The organism is Calothrix sp. NIES-2100 (assembly GCF_963875285.1).
Lineage (GTDB): Bacteria > Cyanobacteriota > Cyanobacteriia > Cyanobacteriales > Nostocaceae > Aulosira.
In genome coordinates this window covers 1,508,799-1,524,997 of the sequence record NZ_CAWNLA010000001.1, presented here as the reverse complement: position 1 = coordinate 1,524,997, position 16,199 = coordinate 1,508,799, and the positions used below count along the sequence as shown (strand labels likewise).

15 protein-coding genes and 1 pseudogene are annotated in these 16,199 nt (G+C 44.3%); 3 read left to right on the top strand and 13 right to left on the bottom strand.

Translation table 11 applies throughout. The annotated features are described in order from the left end of the window. Window positions 1-552 precede the first annotated feature (552 nt). Together AACU32_RS06360 and AACU32_RS06355 are read right to left on the bottom strand one after the other, a co-directional pair. On the bottom strand, window positions 553-2,934 hold the full coding sequence (locus AACU32_RS06360) for a phosphoketolase family protein (RefSeq protein WP_096598829.1): 2,382 nt from the start codon (window positions 2,932-2,934) through the stop codon (window positions 553-555). Window positions 2,935-3,387: 453 nt separating this feature from the next. Then, window positions 3,388-4,065 carry a Uma2 family endonuclease gene (locus AACU32_RS06355; protein ID WP_096598828.1) on the bottom strand — a complete coding sequence of 226 codons (678 nt, stop codon included), beginning with the start codon at window positions 4,063-4,065 and terminating at the stop codon, window positions 3,388-3,390. Between the two features lie 135 nt (window positions 4,066-4,200). Between AACU32_RS06355 and AACU32_RS06350 the strand changes: the two genes are divergently transcribed. Further along, entirely contained in the window at window positions 4,201-4,695 is a 495-nt protein-coding gene (locus AACU32_RS06350) for a pentapeptide repeat-containing protein (RefSeq protein WP_096598827.1), read from the top strand. 229 nt (window positions 4,696-4,924) lie between these two features. Here the strand turns inward: AACU32_RS06350 and AACU32_RS40645 are convergent. The 3 genes and pseudogenes from AACU32_RS40645 to AACU32_RS06335 form a co-directional block, all read right to left on the bottom strand. After that, window positions 4,925-5,134 (bottom strand): annotated as a pseudogene (locus AACU32_RS40645) (hypothetical protein); the annotation flags it as partial. An 86-nt stretch (window positions 5,135-5,220) separates the two neighbouring features. After that, on the bottom strand, window positions 5,221-5,853 hold the full coding sequence (gene rimM, locus AACU32_RS06340; RefSeq protein WP_096607883.1) for a ribosome maturation factor RimM: 633 nt from the start codon (window positions 5,851-5,853) through the stop codon (window positions 5,221-5,223). Window positions 5,854-6,103: 250 nt separating this feature from the next. Beyond that, the gene (locus AACU32_RS06335; protein WP_096598826.1) at window positions 6,104-7,387 is read right to left on the bottom strand and encodes a valine--pyruvate transaminase; all 1,284 of its coding nucleotides are present in this window, start codon (window positions 7,385-7,387) and stop codon (window positions 6,104-6,106) included. A 442-nt stretch (window positions 7,388-7,829) separates the two neighbouring features. Between AACU32_RS06335 and AACU32_RS06330 the strand changes: the two genes are divergently transcribed. Continuing rightward, a complete protein-coding gene (locus AACU32_RS06330; RefSeq protein ID WP_096598825.1) occupies window positions 7,830-8,939 on the top strand; it encodes an S-(hydroxymethyl)glutathione dehydrogenase/class III alcohol dehydrogenase in 1,110 nt (369 codons plus the stop codon). Window positions 8,940-9,476: 537 nt separating this feature from the next. On the opposite strand, the gene AACU32_RS06325 is transcribed toward AACU32_RS06330, so the two are convergent. Then, window positions 9,477-9,671, bottom strand: coding sequence for a hypothetical protein (locus AACU32_RS06325; protein ID WP_096598824.1), 195 nt, complete (start codon window positions 9,669-9,671; stop codon window positions 9,477-9,479). A gap of 282 nt (window positions 9,672-9,953) precedes the next feature. Here AACU32_RS06325 and AACU32_RS06320 point away from each other — a divergent pair, with 282 nt between their 5' ends. Continuing rightward, complete coding sequence (locus AACU32_RS06320) at window positions 9,954-12,215, top strand: FdhF/YdeP family oxidoreductase (RefSeq protein WP_096598823.1); 2,262 nt, start codon at window positions 9,954-9,956, stop codon at window positions 12,213-12,215. Window positions 12,216-12,401: 186 nt separating this feature from the next. Here AACU32_RS06320 and AACU32_RS06315 read toward each other — a convergent pair whose 3' ends face one another. From AACU32_RS06315 to AACU32_RS06285, 7 genes are all read right to left on the bottom strand, one after another. Beyond that, entirely contained in the window at window positions 12,402-12,692 is a 291-nt protein-coding gene (locus AACU32_RS06315) for a hypothetical protein (RefSeq protein WP_339377579.1), read from the bottom strand. A 140-nt stretch (window positions 12,693-12,832) separates the two neighbouring features. Beyond that, window positions 12,833-13,180, bottom strand: coding sequence for a chloride channel protein (locus tag AACU32_RS06310; RefSeq protein ID WP_339377578.1), 348 nt, complete (start codon window positions 13,178-13,180; stop codon window positions 12,833-12,835). Beyond that, window positions 13,168-13,704, bottom strand: a complete 537-nt coding sequence (locus AACU32_RS06305) for a hypothetical protein (RefSeq protein ID WP_339377577.1) — start codon at window positions 13,702-13,704, stop codon at window positions 13,168-13,170. The genes AACU32_RS06310 and AACU32_RS06305 overlap by 13 nt, the downstream gene beginning before the upstream one ends. Window positions 13,705-13,739: 35 nt before the next feature. Further along, window positions 13,740-14,471 carry a two-component system response regulator RppA gene (gene rppA, locus AACU32_RS06300; protein WP_096598820.1) on the bottom strand — a complete coding sequence of 244 codons (732 nt, stop codon included), beginning with the start codon at window positions 14,469-14,471 and terminating at the stop codon, window positions 13,740-13,742. Between the two features lie 122 nt (window positions 14,472-14,593). Beyond that, window positions 14,594-14,860, bottom strand: a complete 267-nt coding sequence (locus tag AACU32_RS06295) for a hypothetical protein (RefSeq protein WP_339377576.1) — start codon at window positions 14,858-14,860, stop codon at window positions 14,594-14,596. 35 nt (window positions 14,861-14,895) lie between these two features. Next, window positions 14,896-15,498 carry a class I SAM-dependent methyltransferase gene (locus AACU32_RS06290; protein ID WP_096598819.1) on the bottom strand — a complete coding sequence of 201 codons (603 nt, stop codon included), beginning with the start codon at window positions 15,496-15,498 and terminating at the stop codon, window positions 14,896-14,898. 59 nt (window positions 15,499-15,557) lie between these two features. Further along, on the bottom strand, window positions 15,558-15,929 hold the full coding sequence (locus AACU32_RS06285) for a hypothetical protein (RefSeq protein WP_339377575.1): 372 nt from the start codon (window positions 15,927-15,929) through the stop codon (window positions 15,558-15,560). Window positions 15,930-16,199: the final 270 nt, after the last annotated feature.

Here is a 16,199-nt window from a genome sequence, read left to right as displayed (position 1 = left end):
TTTAATGCTAAATCAGGATTTTATCCAATTATTATTGATAATAATACCAAACTAAGTATTTGTAAATGTGAATTTTATCCCTGAGTAAACTGCGATATTTTATATGAGTTTTACTAATATTAATAGGAATCTTGCAAATCGGCAGTTTGGAGCAATCATTTTAACCGTAGCAAAGCATTTACTCACTGTTCTGGTCTTCAAAACCCTCTATCAATTTTAGTAAAACTTCATGGAAAACTCGGATGACAGCAGTTATAAGTTATATAAACTACATCTGTAGTAATGCTCACAGACTGATTTACTAAAGTGTGGTATATGCTAATTTCAATATCGCAATTTTGGTGGAATCGAGTGAAGTTAAGATACAAGAGGACTTCAAGCAATCAGGAAGATTTGGCTTTCAATACTAATAAATTACAACTTTTTGATTCTGAGCAAAAGAAGCGATCGCTCATCGGCTGATACAATATCTGCAAATTCAAAAAAATTGAGGGGATGGGGGAAAATGCGATCGCAATCTTCCCCCATCCCCTTCTAGACGTTATTTAGGATTTAGTAAGGCCACTTCCAATTGCGAATTTCTGGCATATCTTCGCCGTGTTTGTCGATGTAGTGTTTGTGTTCGATGAGCTTGTCTTGCAACATTTGCTTGACATAAGCTGCTTTAGATCCTAATTGTGGCACGCGATCGCATACATCCATAACCAGGTGGAAGCGATCGAGATCGTTGAGGACAACCATATCAAAGGGAGTGGTGGTGGTTCCTTCTTCTTTGTAACCGCGCACATGCAGGTTGTGATGGTTGGTATGGCGGTAGGTTAGGCGATGAATTAGCCAAGGATAGCCATGAAACGCAAAGATAACCGGTTTGTTGGTGGTGAAAATTGTATCAAAGTCTTTGTAGCTTAACCCGTGGGGATGCTCACTTTTTGGTTGCAGTGTCATTAAATCGACTACGTTGACTACCCGCACTTTTAATTCTGGGAAGTGCTGGCGCAAAATATCCACAGCGGCTAAGGTTTCTAAGGTGGGAATATCCCCGGCGCAAGCCATGACTACATCTGGTTCGCTACCTTTATCGTTGCTGGCCCATTCCCAAATTCCAATGCCTTTGGTGCAATGTTTAATCGCTGCGTCCATGTCCAGGTATTGCAAAGCAGGCTGTTTCCCCGCAACGATGACGTTGACATAATGCCGACTTTTTAAGCAATGGTCAGTTACCGATAATAAAGTGTTGGCATCGGGGGGTAAATATATGCGGACAATTTCTGATTTTTTGTTGGCTACCAAGTCAATAAAACCAGGGTCTTGGTGCGAAAAGCCATTGTGGTCTTGTCGCCAAACGTGGGATGTTAGCAGGTAGTTAAGTGAAGCAATTGGTCTGCGCCAAGGTATGTCAAGGGTGCTTTTCAGCCATTTGGCGTGTTGGTTAAACATCGAGTCTACTATGTGGATGAATGCTTCATAGCAGGAGAAGAATCCATGACGACCTGTGAGGAGGTAACCTTCTAACCAACCTTGACAGCAAGTTTCACTGAGAATTTCCATCACCCGTCCATCGGGGGATAGATGTTCGTCTTCGGGAAGGATTTGCGCCGCCCATGTCCGGTCTGTAACTTCAAATACCGGGTCTAGACGATTCGATTGGGTTTCATCGGGGCCGAAAATGCGGAAGTTGCTGTAGTCTTGGTTAAGACGCATGATGTCCCGCAGGAATTTTCCTGTAACTTTGGTAGCTTCGGCTTCGACTTTACCAGGCTGGGGAACATCTACCGCATAGTCTTGGAATTCTGGCATTTTCAGGTCGCGTAGCAACAGACCACCATTGGTATGGGGATTATCACCCATGCGCCGATGTCCTTTAGGCGCTAATGCTGCTAGTTCGGGAATTAGTGTCCCATTATCGTCGAAGAGTTCTTCAGGTTTGTAACTCTTTAACCAATCTTCCAATAATTTCAGATGTTCTGGCTTTTTGGCGATTTCCCCAAAGGGAACTTGATGCGATCGCCAAAAACCCTCAGTCTTTTTCCCATCCACTTCTTTGGGGCCTGTCCAACCTTTGGGGGTTCTGAGGATAATCATCGGCCATTGGGGACGGTTTGTGAAACCATGTACCCTGGCTTCTCTTTGGATACTTTGAATTTCGCTAACTACTGTATCTAAAGTTGCTGCCATTTGCTGATGCACAGCTGCGGGGTCTGAACCTTCGACAAAGTAAGGTTTGTAACCATAGCCGATAAATAAGCTTTCTAACTCTTCATGGCTCAACCGTGAGAGAACAGTTGGGTTAGCAATTTTATACCCGTTGAGGTGTAAAATTGGCAGTACAGCACCATCATGGACAGGATTGATAAACTTGTTCGAGTGCCAGCTAGTAGCTAAAGCACCGGTTTCTGCTTCCCCATCACCAACAACCGCCGCCACAATCAAGTCAGGATTGTCAAAAGCCGCACCATAGGCGTGGACGAGTGCATAACCCAGTTCACCACCTTCATGGATTGAACCAGGCGTTTCTGGTGCTGCGTGGCTGGGAATCCCACCAGGGAAAGAAAATTGTTTGAAAAGCTTCTTCATCCCAAGAGCATCTTGGGAAATGTTGGGGTAATATTTGCTGTAAGATCCTTCTAGGTAAGTATTGGCGACGATTCCCGGGCCACCATGACCAGGGCCAGCTATGTAGATGCTGTTGAGGTCATACTTTTTGATTACACGATTGAGATGAACGTAAATAAAATTCAGTCCAGGTGTAGTTCCCCAGTGTCCCAACAGCCTGGGTTTGACATGTTCTAGCTTCAGCGGTTCTCGTAGCAGCGGATTGTCAAGGAGATATATTTGTCCTACAGAAAGATAATTAGCTGCACGCCAGTAAGCGTTTATTTTCTGCAATTCTTCATCAGATAAAGGCTTTGGTTGGATCGGAGTTGCTAAAGTCATATCAAAACTCCATTACAAGAGGATGGTGACGAATTCATTCAAACAGTATGCAAGTTTACTTATCTAGAGGCTGAGTGTCATCTTACCCGTGACAAATTCTTCCTGAATTTCTCAAAGAAGGTAGCAAGGAATTCCTTTTCCATAAAGATATTTGGTCAATTCTAAAAAAAATGTGAAGAAATACCTAACTAAGAATTCTCTGACAGCGTAACAAATTTAGCAGGAAAGTTAGATATTTTTAAGATTATTTTTAAAATTAAAATTCCCAATTTTTGCAGGTATTAAAACATTATAAAACAGTATTTTGCCAGACATTTATAGCAGTTTGGGCGGTAATTAGTAGAGGAAACAGCGAACTATCAACAGGGATCAAAAATGTTGTTGGTTTCTGAGTCCCGTAACTCCAAATTTGGAAGTTACCAAGGACAAAGTGTCAGATAAAAGAGGAGAAAATTACATCAAATCTTCGGGATTAACTCCCATTTGACGCAACCTTTCGGCGAGAATTTGCGCTCGCCTTGTTTCTGCTGCTAATGCTGCTTCGGCTTGTTCTAGGCGTTGACAAATTTCTATATAAGAGAAAAACTTTGTGCCATCAGGACGATAAATTTGCAACTCCTCGCCAGATAAATCAAAGCGAATTCCTAAGCGGGGACTGGAAAAATTTGCGATCGCGGGAATGATATCTAACCCAACTTCACCTCGCAGCCAGCCTCTTAACTGATTTTTCTCCGGATTGTAAATGTAATACTCCTCAACGCCGTAGCGATCGTAAAAGAGGAGTTTTCGATCCATCTCATCTTGGGAATTGCTAGGAGAAAGAATTTCAAACACTACTTGCGGTGCAATTCCTGACTCATACCATTGTTGATAAGAACCACGTTTACCTTTTGGTCTACCAAACACCACCATTACATCTGGTGCATTTACAATGTTATTGCGTCCTTCCACAGGATACCAAAACAAATCTCCCGCCACAAATACATTTGGGTCATTGGCATACAACCAATCCAAATTTTGCTGGATGACCAAAATCCAGTTAAACTGTTCAGTATTATTTGCCATTGGCTGTCCGTCACTATCCGGGTAGATGACTTCTGTTGGGTTTAATGATTCGGCTTGAGCAACCATAAGCTGAAGGAAGGCATATCTAACCTGCTTGGATTTTAGCACCGGATAGCAAGATTTGAAGTATTGGTGACATTGCTGTTTATGGTTTGCAAGAAGCGATCGCAATATGATGCGATCGGATGAGTGGGTAAATAGATGAGAATAACTGCTGAGGAGTTGTTGCAACGATATGCTGCTGGGGAGCGAGATTTTAGTGGAGTTGACTTGAGATATGCCAAGTTGAGTGGTGCAGACTGGAGTAATAACGATCCTATTGGTAACGATTTGAGTGGGATTAATCTTAATGGTGCCAATCTGAGTGAAGCTAACCTTGGTGCTACCAACCTCTGTGGAGCTAACCTCAGTAGCGCTAACCTGACTAAAGCTTATTTGAGTTATGCCAATTTAAGTGGCGTTAATCTAACCGAAGCCAACTTGAGTTTTACCGAATTGACTGGTGCTAATCTAACTAGTGCCAATCTAACTAGAGCTAATATCATAGGTGCCCAGATGACTGGTGTGAATTTGACTAATGCTAACCTAACTGATGCCTCTGGTGAAGCTAGCGCACTCTGGGAAAATGCTTTGTTTTGCAATACTATTTTGCCAGATAAAAGTGTGATCGTTGATCCCACTTATGCTGATGACTGAATTGCGATCGCACTTTCTTAGCAAATTTCGTTAGAGAGTTGACAAATAAACAAACATCCCCATCATCAATTTGCTGAGCCTATCAACTCGTAGGGGCGGGGAAACCCCCATACGTGTCAACTTAACGTGAAACCCGCTTGGTGAAAAGGTTTCGCCCTCACCCCCAGCCCCTCTCCCCTGGGAGAGGGGAGCTAGAGATCCAATTCCCCTTCTCCCTGGGGAGAAGGGGTTAGGGGATGAGGGCATGGGGGATTTGTACAACGCTTGCCCGATATAGCTTTCGGCTTAAGTTGACACCAATGGGAAACCCCACCCCTACAATTTGGAATAATTTATTTTTTGGTATTTCCTTACTTTCGCAAACCCTGTGGTGACTTCCGCAAACCCTGTGGTGACTTCCGCAAACCCTGTGGTGACTTCCGCAAACCCTGTGGTGACTTCCGCAAACCCTGTGGTGACTTCCACAAACCCTGTGGTGACTTCCGCAAACCCTGTGGTTAGTACACGGTTAATTCAACCGACAACTTAATCATTGATTTCCAATAACCCTGGTGGGGGTGTAACTTCAATGCGACCGGCTTGTAGATCTACAACAGGTGCGATCGCTTCCACAAAGGGAATTAAAACTTTCTTGTGTTTTTTATTGGGTGCAAATTCCGGATCTAACTCTACTTCTAATAAATCATGACCAGCGGGAATTATATCTACTACTTTGCCCAAAAGTTCACCGGATGCTTGCAAAAACACTTCCAAGCCTAGCAAATCGGGAACATAAAATTCATCTTCTGCCAATTCGGGGCGATCGCTTGCTGGTACCATTAATTTAGAATCGCGCAAATCCTCAGCTTGGTTGCGATCGTCTACACCAGCTAATTTAATCACATACACATTTTTCCCTTCAACGTAACGCCCTGCAAGTAATTCTACAGGTTGCGGTTCTGTCTCCCCAGGACGCAACAACCACCGCTTTCCTGCTACCTCAAATCGTTCCGGGAAATCAGTATTCGGATACACCCGCAACTCCCCAGCCAACCCTTGAGCTGCAACAATTTTACCAATATCTAGCCAATCGTCCAATTTTGGATTTTGGATTTTGGATTTTGGATTAGTCTGTTTTTTCCTTTCTTTTTTCGCGTTCTTCGTTTCTTCGCGGTTCATTCCCATTATTTAATTACAGCGTTTCTCGTTTGGATGCAGTAGGCTTTTAACCCCACCCCTAACCCCTCCCCGCAAGCGAGGAGGGGAAGTTTTGTGGCTTAGGACTAATGTCCTTAAAAGGAAAGCGGAAAAGGTAAAGGAAAAAAGCTACTTACATACTTGGCAGTGTACGAAGTTTATCATGACTACCTTCTGCCTTCTGCCCTCTGCCTGTGGTCACTGAGCGAAGCCGAAGTGCTGCCTTCTTTTACTAAGCACTCACAGCTGAACGCTCATAAACTTGTTCAACTACCTTCGCTAAACGGCGCATTCCTGTTACCAATTCCTCATCGCTACCGGTGAGGCTGATGCGGAGACATTGCTGTTTGTGGGGCCAATCTTCTTTTAAACCAGGGAAGAATGTACTACCAGGAACAACAATTACACCTACTTGCTTTAATTCTTGGTATAATTCCCAATCGCTAATTGGTAAATCTTCTAACCACAACCAAGCAAAGATAGCGCCTTCACCGCGATGGAGGAACCAAGGTAAGTCCTTGGACATGGAAGCATCTAATGTATTTTCTAAGACACTAAACTTGTTTTGGTAGAATGGGCGAATGACTTGTTCGGCAATTTCCGCCAAGGCTCCCGAATTGATAGCACGAGCTGCGATCGCTTGTCCATACCGGGACGAATGCAGGCTAGCATTGGTTTGAAATGACTCGAGAACTTGAATCACCTTTTCATTGCCAATAGCAATCCCAATTCTCTCTCCTGGTAGCCCCGCCTTGGATAAGCTGGTGCAATGAATGATATTTTCGCCAAATATCAACGACATATCTGTAAAATTCAGCGCCGGGAAGGGAGGTGCATAAGCTGAGTCAATAAATACTGGCACATCGTAAGGTGCAGCTAAAGCCGCAATTTTTCTGACTTCGTCATCGGTGAGGACGTTACCTGTAGGGTTACAGGGACGAGAGAAAATTACACAACCTGTCTTTTCTGTAATTGACAGTTGGCTGAAGTCGGGACGATATTTAAATCTATGGGCAGGTGCATCAATATCTAAAGCTGGTTTGTAAGCAATTAATGCTTCTGGATCTAAGCAAATTCCACCATAACCAGTGTAGTCAGGGGAAAGAGGTAAGACAATTTCCTTGAGTTCACCTGTAGTAGTGTAACCCCCAAAGGCATTGGCGGCGTAGAAGTAGAGAGTTTGACTACCGGGAGTAATTAAAATATTGCGATCGCTTAAATTTAACCCATAACGGCGATTAAAATCATTAGCGATCGCCTCAATTAAAGGTGCATAACCTTGGCTAGAACCGTAACGGCAAACAACTTCACCATATTCAGAGCTAGCGAGTAAATCTGCCGTACAATCGCGCCATAATCGTTCTACTGCCGGCAAAATCAACGGATTACCCGCACTCAAATTAATTAATTCCTGCCCAGCATTAGCTTTTAACGTTTCCACAATATCTTTCATAATCGCTCGAACGCCGGTCAGGTTAGACATTTGAGCGCCAATTTTTGTAAGGGCAGGATTCATAAGCTGTAACGAAAATAAATTTATTGCGGTATTGACAAATTCTTATCGGCGGATTGCTGCTAGCACAAGGTTTACGTCGTTGCTCAAACAACTATTTCCACCTTTAAATAATCTAAACTAGAGAATGACATTTTAACAAAGTTACATTATTTTTATAATTTTTTGTCATTGGGCATTGGGCATGGGGCATGGGGCATTGGGGAGGCAGTGCGTTGCGGGGGTTCCCCCCGTTGTAGCAACTGCCGTCATTGGGCATTTGTCACAGTCAACAGTCAGTAGGGGCGGGTTTATTTGGATCTTTGTTAATAAATGAGGATATCGGTGAACCCGCCCCTACAACAGTCAACCATCAACCGTCAACCGTCCCCTACCCCTTTACCACCGACTTTCGGTAAACTCATATCAGCCCAATAAAGCAACTTACATACAGGAGGGCTGACTTTTGGAAGTTAAAGCAGCAGTCGCTTACGGCGCGGGTAAGCCGTTAACTATTGAAACGGTTCAATTATCAGGGCCACAACCTGGGGAAGTATTGGTAGAAATTAAAGCCAGTGGTGTGTGCCATACCGATGCTTTCACTCTTTCTGGCGACGATCCTGAAGGTTTGTTTCCCGCGATTTTAGGGCATGAAGGTGCTGGTGTAGTGGTGGAGGTAGGTGCTGGTGTCAAGAGTGTAAAAAGGGGCGATCGCGTTATTCCCCTTTACACTCCAGAATGTCGTCAGTGTGAATATTGTCTCAGCCTGAAAACCAATCTTTGCCAAGCTATTCGCCCTACCCAAGGACGCGGTGTCATGCCCGATGGTACAAGTCGCTTTAGTATCGGTGGCGAAATGATTCATCATTATATGGGTACATCTACATTTGCTAATTATACAGTCTTGCCCGAAATTGCCGTAGCTAAGATTCGCGAAGATGCCCCATTTGATAAGGTTTGTTACATTGGCTGTGGCGTGACCACAGGAATTGGTGCAGTTATTTATACAGCTAAAGTCGAACCAGGGGCAAAGGTAATAGTTTTTGGCTTAGGCGGTATTGGCTTAAATGTCATCCAAGGAGCGCGCCTGGTGGGAGCGGATATGATTGTGGGGGTAGATATTAATCCCAGCAAACGCGCCTTAGCTGAAAAGTTTGGCATGACGCACTTTGTTAACCCCCAGGAAGTAGAAGATGATTTAGTTCCCTACTTAGTAGACTTAACCAAAGGCGGTGCTGATTACACCTTTGAATGTATTGGCAATGTTAAGGTGATGCGTCAAGCCTTAGAATGCTGTCATAAAGGTTGGGGCGTGAGTGTAATTATTGGTGTTGCGGGTGCGGGACAAGAAATTAGTACTCGTCCGTTTCAACTAGTAACTGGTCGTGTGTGGAAAGGTTCAGCATTCGGTGGCGCTAGGGGACGTACAGATGTGCCGAAAATTGTTGATTGGTATATGGATGGGAAGATAAATATTGATGATTTGATTACCCATGTAATGCCGATTGAACAAATTAATGATGCTTTTGAATTGATGCACAAAGGTGAATCAATTCGGAGTGTGGTGACGTTTTAGTTGCATAAATTTTGTTCAAGAGCGGGGAAACCCCGCCCCTACAGTGCGGGTTTATTTACAATGAAATTAGGCATCAAGTAAAAATAAGTAGTGCGAGCCGGAAAGCTCGCGCGGGCTTTTCGTCCCGCACTACAAATATTAAATTGTTTAACTTATTTTTACACGACTCCTTACAGCAGTTTCGGTGGTAATTGAACCACAGATCCTTTCGTAGGGGCACGGCACCAGTCACCTGTGTCAACTTAAGTTAAAAGGCTTATTCCACAAGCGTTTTACCCCACCCCTTTATCCCCTCCCCGTAAACGGGGAGGGGAAGTTTTGGCTTTAGACAAAACTGGGGTGGGGTAACGGGGATCTTGATGGTAGACGATTTGAGGCAAAATCAAGTCTTGATAAGGCTTTCACGTTAAGTTGACACCAATGGGCACCAGTAAGATTACTAATAAGGGCTGTCAACGGTCAACTGTCAACAGCCCTGACTATGGATTGTGCAACTTAAAAGCATAATAGCTGATCGCTGAATGCAGATATTCAATGCTAATTCTTAACTCGCCCGTTAGTTGCTTCTGGAATAATTGCAGTTGGGGTCGGTTGAGTAGGGGAAGCTTCGACAACAACAGGAACTGGTGAAGTAGATGGTTTGCGCTGGCGATTAGAACCGCCTGCTTTGGAATACTCGATGCTATTTCTGCCGTAGACAGTTGCGACTCCACTAAGCTCGACTTTATCCATTTTTACGAAAACCAAAACCAGACGCTAAAACCATTGCAGGAAGGTAGTTTTACTTTTTGAACAGAATCGCAAATCAATGAGATGGAAAAAGTATTGGCCAAAAAACCAGGGTTTTTGCTGGCTCAGTCAAGCCGAGTTCTTAATTTTGGATAAAGTCGAGCTAAGAGCGGGTATTCCGTCCCATACTTGTAGAGAGCGCGAAAATCTACCTAATGAGGAATTTTCATGTCCAGTAAATTAGATTAAATTGCACAAAATGAACTGATTTGTCGCTGCAACTAGATGGATACCAACTCCGGGACCCAACCGCCCTTCCACGAAACCAATGAAAACACCCCAGAAATTGGCGGTGGGTTGCCTGTAATTGAGTATTGGGCAAAGCACACACTATCACCAGAAGGGCCACATCTGTGGAAAACTCTGTTTCACAAGAGTGCTTGCCTGTCCTGCTCCTGGGGGACTGGTGGACAAAAAGGTGGATTCACCAATGAAGTGGGTGAGAAACTACAACGCTGCATGAAAAGTGTAGAAGCCATTTCAGCCGAAATCCAACCTCCGGTTCCAGTCCACTTCTTTGATTCCCACAAGATTACTGACCTACAACAGCTATCCTCTATGGAAGCAGATCGCCTGGGAAGACTTAGCTTCCCAGTGATTCGACGCTCAGGTAGTGACCATTATCAGCGCATTTCTTGGGAAGAGATTTATGCGATCGCCAAAGCTGCGTTTAAGAAACCACCAGAGCGAGTTGCATCCTACAGTTCCGGGCGTGGCTCCAACGAAGCGGCATTTTTACTACAACTGCTGCTGCGAACCCTAGGTTCCAATAATTTGGCAGATTGTTCAGATCTGTGCCATGCTCCTTCTACAACCGCACTCAAGGAGATGTTTGGCACAAACACGTCGATTGTCAGCCTGGAAAGCTTGAAGCAGGCAGATTGTGTGGTCTTAGCAGGGGCAAATTCCGCTTACAATCATCCACGTTTGATGAATGAGCTGATCAAACTGCGGGACAAGGGTGGCAAAGTGATTGTGATCAATCCCGTGATGGAAATTGGATTGGTGAAATTTGGCTCTCCGGCATTCCCAGTTAAATCTCTAATTCCTGGTTCTGAAATTGCTTCATTATATCTTCAGCCGATTCCCGGTAGTGATGTAGCGCTGTTTGTGGGCATTCAAAAAGCGTTAATTGAACAGGGGTTTGTGCAGTACGACTTTTTGCAAGCGCATACCCAAGGGTGGGAAGCAGTATTAGAACAGGCGCGATCGCTTTCTTGGGAAACCATCACGACTACCTGCGGCGTGTCCCAGGCAGAAATTGCCGCCGCCGCAACCATTATCGGGACATCAAAAGCTGTGGTTTTTGGTTGGGCAATGGGCATTACCCAACATACAAATGGTGTCGATAATGTCTACAGCATTGCCAATACAGCGTTAATTAGCGGACAGATTGGCAAAATGGGAGCCGGAGTCATGCCTGTGCGGGGACATTCCAACGTGCAGGGCTTTGGCTCAATGGGTGTCACCGTAAAGCTCAAAGAAGAAATTAAGCAGGCTTTGGAGCAGTTGTTGGGGCGATCGCTCTCTTTACCCACTGGTTATCATACTCGTGACCTGATCGAAGCAGCCCAAGCGGGCAAAGTGGATAGTCTTATCTGTGTAGGCGGCAATCTCTATGGTGCTAATCCTGACTCAGCCCAGGCAAAACGGGCATTGGGTAACATCGATACTATCATCTATCTCGCTACTAAACCCAACATTGGGCACTTTCACGGATTGGCGAAAACTCACACAATCATCATTCCCGTCCTCAACCGATTTGAAAACCCCCACAAAACCACCGTTGAATCGGGTAACAACTTTGTGCGCCTCAATGATGAAGGCAAAACTCACCTCAAGGATGCAGATTTAATTTCCGAGGTCGAGTTTTTAACTGAACTAGCTCATCGGCTGCTGGGTGAATATCCTGTCGAGTGGCGCAAACTGCAAGATACTCGCTACGTGCGGCAACTGATTGCTACAACCATTCCCGGCTATGAAAAAATCGCGACGATTGACGACACCAGCGAAGAGTTTATCATCTCTGGGCGCATCGTCACCGAACCCCATTTCAAAACGCCGTCAGGTAAGGCCAAAATGTTGACTACGCCACTGCCGAATCTGGCTCTACCTCAACCTCAAGACTTTGATATTGATGATAGAGCAAATAGTCTCGTGCTAGCATTAATGACCGGACGCAGCTATTCCCAACACAACACGGTGGTTTACAAAATTGACGATCAGTACCGGGGAATGCCCCATCGCCACTGCATTTTGATGAATCGCTTAGATGCACAAAAGATTGGGTTAGCCGAACACGATCGCGTCACAGTACAGGGCGATGCTGACAAACTAGAGAACGTGGAAGTGATTTACGGTGCTGTACGGGAAGGCGCAGCGTTGATGTTTTATCCCGAAGTGAATGTTATTTTTAAGGCCAGAACAGAAACGCGCTGTGGTACACCTGCTTACAAACGGGTGCCAGTGCTAGTGTATAGAAAATAGCGATCGCGCCTGTGAGTCCTCCAGCTAAAACACCAGTGGCACCGGGGGGTTTGGTGCGGAAGTCTTCGTAGTAGGTACGCAAGCGGGTTTCTTCAGCTTGAATGCGTTGGCGCAGGGCGTAATACCAATTCAAATAATGTTTGCGACACATCAATATATTCTAGAGGGCACGGCAGTGCCATGCCCCTACCATCTGTCGCATTCTTTTTTCAAATTGGTATAAGCTTCGCTGGGTTTGAAGTAGCTGTACTCGCCGTAGGTTGTAGCTTCGGGATAATTTGGATCTAGGACTTTGCCGTTTTGGTCATAACCAACAACACCATCGAGTCTGCCTTGCTTGGTGTAATCAGGTTTGATGGGGAAAGGAATGATGTTGGTATCCTTGGGAATATTGGGATTGGGAACCATGCGGAAGGAGACTAGGGCGCGGTTATGTGCCAAGCGGATGGCATACATATCAGCAGTCTCCGATTCCACGAGGGCATGAAAATCTTTATCTTTCTGCCCTGAATACTTTTCGCTTAAGAGGAAAAAGGGGAATGGGAAAGGGGAAAGAAAAAACCTTTAACCCAAACCCAGTAACCTTTTCCCCAAAACCAATTTTGAGTTCAAAACGCTTAACCGAGTAGTATTGCTTCTGCCCTCTGCCTCCAGCATAGCTGCCTTATTTTCAAGCTAGTTAACTTAGAGACAGCGCTAAAAAATGCCGCCATACCTACATGGGCGTAGGTTGTGGCAGCACTCATACCCAGTAAACTCTCTTGTGTAGCACCTACTAAGTAGCCAAGGGCAGCTCCTAAGACTAAGGTAGGAACTAGTAAACCTCCCGGTGCGCCAGAGCCGTAGGTTAAAATAATTAAGCTAAATTGAACAACAAGAGCGATCGCAGCCAACAATGAATCACTACTACCTGTAAGTAACATATCTCGCAACCCAGCATGATTGCGAAAGGCTACAGGCAACAAGGCGATAACAACACCACTGACTGTAAATAACCCGAAAGCTGGTTTTGAGTATATAAAGGTAAAGTGATTTGGAGGTATCTAGTGCCAGAAGAATCTGTGAGGATTTGCCATTGTTTTGATGGTGAAGTCATTGGTAAATTATTAAATGACATACCTGCAATTGCAAATAGTTTTTCCGAACTATCCAATAAGCGTATATAGTAATTAACTGAATTAGCTGCCTCCGCAATTGGTTGCTTAATAATAGTTTTTTTCGGCAAACAGTTTGTTTGATTTATACATAATTCTAAGGAAAATTCTTGAGCAAGTTGCTCTAAATGTCCAGGTTGCTGCCAAGCTGGTTCAATACTTTGATGTAATGCCTTTGCTACTGATTGCAATCCCTGGTCTATAGTTTCATAGTATGTATGGGCAACTACACTATACACGCCCAATCCAGATAGCCCTAAAATACCACCCATCACGAGGGTATACCAAGCTGCTAGCCGCAACCGAGTCTGGTGGAAAATGAGATTGCGTTGCATATTTTTATAACCTTGTTCCAAGTGTCGCTGTCAAGTTAACAAAAATCAGCAGCCTGAATATTGAGGCGATAGCCTACACCATAGATAGTTTCTATTAATGATTCGCTATCTTCTTCTCCTAATTTGCGTCTTAATAAGCGAATTTGTGCAGCTACTACATTACTACATGGTTCTGCACCAATTTCCCAAAGCTGATTAATAATTTGGTCGCGACTGATAATTTGATTAGGATGCCTCATGAAATATTCTAATAATTGGAATTCTTTGGCAGTTAAAGATAATAATTGCTTCTCACCATGAGGATAATATCGAGTAAGTTCATGTGTGATGTAATTAAGAGTTAAACAACCTACTTGTAAGCGTCGGGGTTGAATTTGGGGTGTAAATGTTGTCCCAACATAAGAAGCGCGGCGTTGTAATGCTCTTAATCTTGCTAGTAGTTCTGCCATATCAAATGGTTTAACTAAATAGTCATCTGCGCCGCTATCTAGACCAATAATTTTTTCTTCCATGCGGTCTTTTGCAGTTAACATCAAAACAGGCAGAATTAATTGGCGCGATCGCAACCATTTACACAACTCTACACCGGAAATTCCTGGTAGCATCCAATCAAAAATCCCTAGCGTGTACTCAGTCCAGCCAGTTTCTAGATATTGCCATGCCTGAGTACCATCAAGAAACCAATCAACTACATACGCCTCATGGGTTAGGACTTCTTTGATTGCTGCGCCTAAATCTGCTTCATCCTCAACTAATATCAGCCGCATACTCAACCCAGTGCTAAAAGCCTTCTTTAATTACGCTGGCACGCAAAAGTGAAATCAATATGAAATTTTGATTCTACTTTAGATAGAAACAATCAGACCTCAAACGGTTGAAGCTCTAATTCTCACGCAAGTTTGCTCAAAACAAAAGCAGCCAAAAATCCCAAGACAAGAATTAGCCCAGCAAAATCATGGGCTTGCTCGAAAGCTTCGGGAATCATGGTGTCTGAAATCATGGCTAAAATCGCACCTGCGGCTACAGCAGTAGTTGCGGCGATAACTTCTTGAGAGAAGTGACTGAACAAAGTATAGCCCAGAAGTGCAGCAATACCAGAGATGATAGCGATCGCTCCCCATACGCCAAAGATGTATGCAGTTGAACCGATGGACAAACTTTCTCAGCGCACTTGCGAGATCACCCAAACAGTCAATGCTTTTCCAGAATGCAGAACAGCGCTTTGGGAAGGGGATCGAGTGTCCCATGATAGACCGTTTGTTTAGCCAAATGCAGATTAAATCTCTCTTTGAATATCTGCTGAATTTCCTCTGGTGTAAAGCGGTAAGGGCCTTGTTCTCTTGTTTCCAAGTGAGAGAAGCATTTCAGTAACAAGTAGCCCTTGGGCTTTAACAAGTTTGCAACTGTTTGCACATAAATACCATAGGTATGGGGTGGCAGAACGTGGAAGCATCCTCTATCGAGAATCAAGTCGAAAGATTGTTCCAGACGACTGTTAAGAATGTCATCTTGCCGAAACGAAATTTCCAATCCCTTTTGGTTTGCTTTTGCTGCTGCTTGATTAATGGCCGCCTCTGACAAATCTGTCGCCATCACCTGGAATCCTCGTTCGGCTAGGGCGATCGCTTGGGTTCCTGGCCCTGTCCCCAAATCCAGCACTGAAGCATTGCTCAGTTCTAGGGTGAGGAGGGCTGATTCGACATCTGGATCTAAGCTTGGGTTGAACCAAGGCATAGTTTCAACGGCTTGTTCTTGATAAAGCGATTCCCAATTGGGAAATTCTCGTTGAGTCATTGTTAGTTACCTTTTGAGGTTATATTAACGCGATGTGCCTAATTCTCTCCCATCACCTGTTAATCAAATAACAGACCCAAAAGCGATCGCTCATTATCCTCAACTTTGGGAGCAGGAGCGGTGAAGATCAAACTCAACAGTGTGTTTGTTGATGACCAGGAAAAAGTTCTGAAGGTCACAATCGCTGTATTGCATGACACTTGTGGTAATTTCTCTGCTTGGCTGACAAAAGTGGCGGAGCGTAAAGCGTAGCAATTTCTACCTATGATACATCCTATGCCATGAAAATTCTTGCGATCGGGGCAACAAGTTTTGTGATTGCGCTCTGCGGTAAAAAATAAGCCATACACAGATGTACGAGAAAGTAATAAAACTGCCTGCGGGAGGCGGGCGGCTGCGCGGGTTCTCCTTTGAGGAGATAAAGGTAGCAATACCAGAGACGCTGTGTAAGACCAATCTGTACTTGTACAAGGAGGCGACGGCGAATGAGACGCGAAACGTTGATGGTTGTTTCTTTTGAAGCTCCGGCTTCAGCGGATCTTGCCGGCGTACTTCACTTCCTAATTCTTTCGCTAACTTGCACCTTCAACAGATAATTTTAGAGGCACAACATCTTGTGCCTCTAGCTTGGTAGTCTATTTAAATTTTGTCAGCCTTGTTGCTACCTCCAGGAAATAATGTGTTTTTGCTGAAATTGCTGC

Bases quoted from the DNA above. Each gene is read 5' to 3' on its own strand.
- AACU32_RS06320 (WP_096598823.1), top strand. From the start codon at position 9,954: ATGGATACCAACTCCGGGACCCAACCGCCCTTCCACGAAACCAATGAA.
- AACU32_RS06355 (WP_096598828.1), bottom strand. From the start codon at position 4,065: ATGGTTGCTCAAGCCGAATCATTAAACCCAACAGAAGTCATCTACCCG.
- AACU32_RS06325 (WP_096598824.1), bottom strand. From the start codon at position 9,671: ATGGATAAAGTCGAGCTTAGTGGAGTCGCAACTGTCTACGGCAGAAAT.
- AACU32_RS06305 (WP_339377577.1), bottom strand. From the start codon at position 13,704: ATGCAACGCAATCTCATTTTCCACCAGACTCGGTTGCGGCTAGCAGCT.
- AACU32_RS06360 (WP_096598829.1), bottom strand. From the start codon at position 2,934: ATGACTTTAGCAACTCCGATCCAACCAAAGCCTTTATCTGATGAAGAA.
- AACU32_RS06350 (WP_096598827.1), top strand. From the start codon at position 4,201: ATGAGAATAACTGCTGAGGAGTTGTTGCAACGATATGCTGCTGGGGAG.
- AACU32_RS06290 (WP_096598819.1), bottom strand. From the start codon at position 15,498: ATGACTCAACGAGAATTTCCCAATTGGGAATCGCTTTATCAAGAACAA.
- rimM (WP_096607883.1), bottom strand. From the start codon at position 5,853: ATGAACCGCGAAGAAACGAAGAACGCGAAAAAAGAAAGGAAAAAACAG.
- rppA (WP_096598820.1), bottom strand. From the start codon at position 14,471: ATGCGGCTGATATTAGTTGAGGATGAAGCAGATTTAGGCGCAGCAATC.
- AACU32_RS06335 (WP_096598826.1), bottom strand. From the start codon at position 7,387: ATGAATCCTGCCCTTACAAAAATTGGCGCTCAAATGTCTAACCTGACC.